The organism is Arthrobacter sp. 2YAF22_2 (assembly GCF_052114645.1).
GTDB lineage: Bacteria > Actinomycetota > Actinomycetes > Actinomycetales > Micrococcaceae > Arthrobacter.
This window is the reverse complement of the sequence record NZ_JBFRFD010000690.1, coordinates 1-1,512: the sequence shown is the minus strand read 5'-3', so window position 1 is coordinate 1,512 and position 1,512 is coordinate 1. Positions and strand designations below refer to the sequence as shown.

Here is a 1,512-nt window from a genome sequence, read left to right as displayed (position 1 = left end):
ATCCATGCCGTCCCTTCTTGTCGGAGGTACGCGRCAAAGTCGGAGACACAGGGCCTCAGTGACGGGACCATACAAGCCGAAATGAGATGATGGACGACATGACAACCCCCTCCAACCTCACTGTGCTCGAAATCTGTGCCGGAGCAGGAGGTCAGTCAGTAGGGCTGGAACAAGCCGGCTTCGGCCATTCGTTGGCCGTAGAGATCGACACGGATGCGGCTGCGACCCTGCGGCTCAATCGACCGTCCTGGGACGTTCACCACGGTGACGTTCGAGAAGTAAGCGGCAGGAACTACAGAGGCATTGACCTATTGGCCGGCGGCGTACCTTGCCCGCCTTTCAGCATTGCTGGCAAGCAGCTCGGGGCTGACGACGAGAGGGATCTATTCCCGGAGGCTCTCCGTCTCGTGAAAGAGGCCAATCCATCTGCTGTCATGCTGGAGAATGTCAAGGGATTAGCCTCGGCAAGATTCTCCACCTACCGGCAGTCAATCCTCGGCGCCTTAGAGACCCTTGGCTACCAAGCCGACTGGAAGTTGTTCTACTCCAGTGAGTTCGGTGTCCCCCAGCTTCGTCCGCGATTCATCCTGGTTGCCGTAAAAAAGCGGTACAGGAAAAATTTTGAATGGCCCTCTGCTCACGGCGCCCCGCCGACTGTGGGCGAGGTGCTGTTGCCGATGATGGAGAGCGGCAACTGGCCCGGAGCAGCAGCATGGGCACGAAAAGCTGATGGTATTGCCCCAACAGTTGTCGGCGGATCCAAAAAACACGGAGGGGCTGACTTGGGCCCCACGCGAGCGAAGGCCGCATGGCTCCAGCTGGGTGTCGACGGGAAGGGCATAGCCAATGAGGTGCCTGGCCCCGACACTCCTTTGGATCACGTGCCTCGTCTTACCAATGAGATGGTCGCCCGTGTCCAAGGATTCCCCTTGGACTGGCAGTTCTCAGGAAAAAAGACATCGGTCTACCGCCAGATTGGCAATGCCTTTCCTCCGCCGGTTGCCGCTGCTATCGGTACGTCGATTGCCACGGCACTTGGCGTTCGGCAGGTTGACACCATGAACTTCGAGGAGTCAGTGGAGCGCGAGCTGCTAGCTGTCAGCTAGTGATTATCGCGTCTACACCTGTGCAAACGCTGAGACATTCTGGGCTTCATGCCTGCACGTCAGACGCGGACCAGCCCAGTGGAGGCGGCGCCAAAGCACATATTTAGCCCGGCCTTTTGTTCCATTGATGAGGTTTCCCAGATGCTCGCAAGACACTTTGCCCAGTCCCTTCGAAACGAATGGGCAGATGTCGAGGAGGCGGGGTCCAGGTGCGTGCAGCCCGTCGGGAGGCGGCCGACGATCGTGAATAGGTGACTGGTACGTCCAGTTCCAGCCTGGCAAGGCTCTCTACTCCGCTTGCAGTTCTTCGGGGAGTTCAGCCCGAGTGTCGTCGGTGTTCTGTATGTTCGTGTCAATCACCCTTTCGAGCGTATGGACAGCTCCGCACATCCTATGAGTCGCAAGC

At 58.5% G+C, this 1,512-nt stretch carries 1 protein-coding gene; it reads left to right on the top strand.

The genetic code is table 11. The annotated features are described in order from the left end of the window. Positions 1-98 precede the first annotated feature (98 nt). Positions 99-1,106, top strand: coding sequence for a DNA cytosine methyltransferase (locus AB4Y86_RS18720; RefSeq protein ID WP_441403635.1), 1,008 nt, complete (start codon positions 99-101; stop codon positions 1,104-1,106). Positions 1,107-1,512: the final 406 nt, after the last annotated feature.

Bases quoted from the DNA above. Each gene is read 5' to 3' on its own strand.
- AB4Y86_RS18720 (WP_441403635.1), top strand. From the start codon at position 99: ATGACAACCCCCTCCAACCTCACTGTGCTCGAAATCTGTGCCGGAGCA.